Below are 1,481 nucleotides of genomic sequence, written 5' to 3' on the forward strand. Positions count from 1 at the left end.
AAGACGGCACATTCAAGGTCTTGGCTTTGGCATAACGTGCATCCCAACCATCTACCTGACGATGACAATAGCCCTCGCCTTTGCCTAATTTCTCCAGTTCAGTACCCACATAAGGCACCTGATGCAATGAAACAGTAGTAGATGGAGTAACAGGTTTTTTGATTCCAAAATGGGATGTGGCTGCATTAGTGGAAAAAATGATTTATTTTATAGAGCATCCTGAACAAGTAAATAAGATGGGATATCAAGGATTTTTATATGCTAAAAAAAATTTTAATGCAGATTTGATCAATTATAGATTATCCAAAATGCTAGGAATTGATAAGTCTTAAGGTTTTTTAATAATGATTTTTAAAAATATTATTTAGATTTTATACCTTATGAAAATTTATAATGATAAAGGAGATTACGGTGAAAGAAGCTGTAAGTTTTCAAATAAAAAAATATGAAGATGCTGATAAAGAAGTATGGAATGATTTTTTATTAAACTGTAAAAATTATCATTTCATGTTTAATCGGAATTTTATGGACTACCATTCTGATCGATTTGAAGACTTTTCTTTAATGTTTAAAAATGATAAAGATAAAATCGTGGCTTTATTGCCTGGAAATATTAAAGATAATATTTTTTATAGTCATCAAGGCTTAACATTTGGTGGTTTTTTGATTGATAGGGATTGTCGTGCTATTGATATGTTAAGTCTTTTTTCTCAGTTAAAAGGTTTTTTAAAAGAGAACTATATTAAAAAAATTATATATAAATGCATACCTAATATTTATCATCATTATCCTGCTCAAGAGGATTTATATGCTTTATTTCTAAATGAAGCAAGACTCTATCGTCGGGATATTAGTACTTCTATTAACTTACAGGAAAAAATTTACTATTCAAAATCTAAAAAATGGGCAATCAATAAAGCAAAAAAATCTGGATTAACTTATGAAGAAGTCGAACAGCCAAGCATAGTCTGGGAAGTTATTCGTGAAGTCTTAGGTCAACATCATCATCAAAAGCCAGTTCATAATGAAACAGAAATAGATTTATTAAAAAGTAGATTCCCTAATAACATAAGGGCTTATAAATGTTGTTTTGAAAGTCAGATTGTTGCAGCAGCAGTGACTTTTGAAACTGAGAAAGTAGTCCATTTACAGTATTTAGCCAGTAATGATAAGGGAAGGGAAGAAAGAGCCTTAGATATTCTAATCGATTTTTTAATCAATAAAAATATGCAGTCTACTAAGATATTTGATTTCGGTATCTCAAATGAAAAAGAAGGAAAGTTTTTAAATACAGGACTGATTAATCAAAAAGAAAGTTTTGGTGCTCGTGCGATTGTGCATGATTTTTATAGTATAGATGTATAGTAACTAATCTTTATCGTTTTGTAGTAAAACTAGTTCAGCAGTTCAGGGGAAACGATGGCAATCCATGTTATTCAGAGTCAACGCATTGATGTGCTTTTGGATAGTATGCTGCGTAT

2 protein-coding genes and 1 pseudogene are annotated in these 1,481 nt (G+C 30.5%); 2 read left to right on the top strand and 1 reads right to left on the bottom strand.

Annotated elements, in window-relative coordinates; all coding sequences use genetic code 11:
* Positions 1 to 133 (bottom strand): annotated as a pseudogene (locus tag FTV48_RS14765) (phosphotransferase family protein); the annotation flags it as partial.
* Between the two features lie 25 nt (positions 134 to 158).
* On the opposite strand from FTV48_RS14765, the gene FTV48_RS14770 reads away from it, so the two are divergent.
* Together FTV48_RS14770 and FTV48_RS14775 are read left to right on the top strand one after the other, a co-directional pair.
* On the top strand, positions 159 to 332 hold the full coding sequence (locus tag FTV48_RS14770) for a hypothetical protein (RefSeq protein WP_257222990.1): 174 nt from the start codon (positions 159 to 161) through the stop codon (positions 330 to 332).
* A 79-nt stretch (positions 333 to 411) separates the two neighbouring features.
* Positions 412 to 1,365: a GNAT family N-acetyltransferase gene (locus FTV48_RS14775; RefSeq protein ID WP_100329718.1), complete on the top strand. Its 954-nt coding sequence runs from the start codon at positions 412 to 414 to the stop codon at positions 1,363 to 1,365.
* The last annotated feature ends 116 nt before the right edge of the window (positions 1,366 to 1,481 follow it).

It is taken from the genome of Acinetobacter sp. YH18001 (genome assembly GCF_013416975.1).
In the GTDB taxonomy this organism is placed as follows: domain Bacteria; phylum Pseudomonadota; class Gammaproteobacteria; order Pseudomonadales; family Moraxellaceae; genus Acinetobacter; species Acinetobacter pseudolwoffii.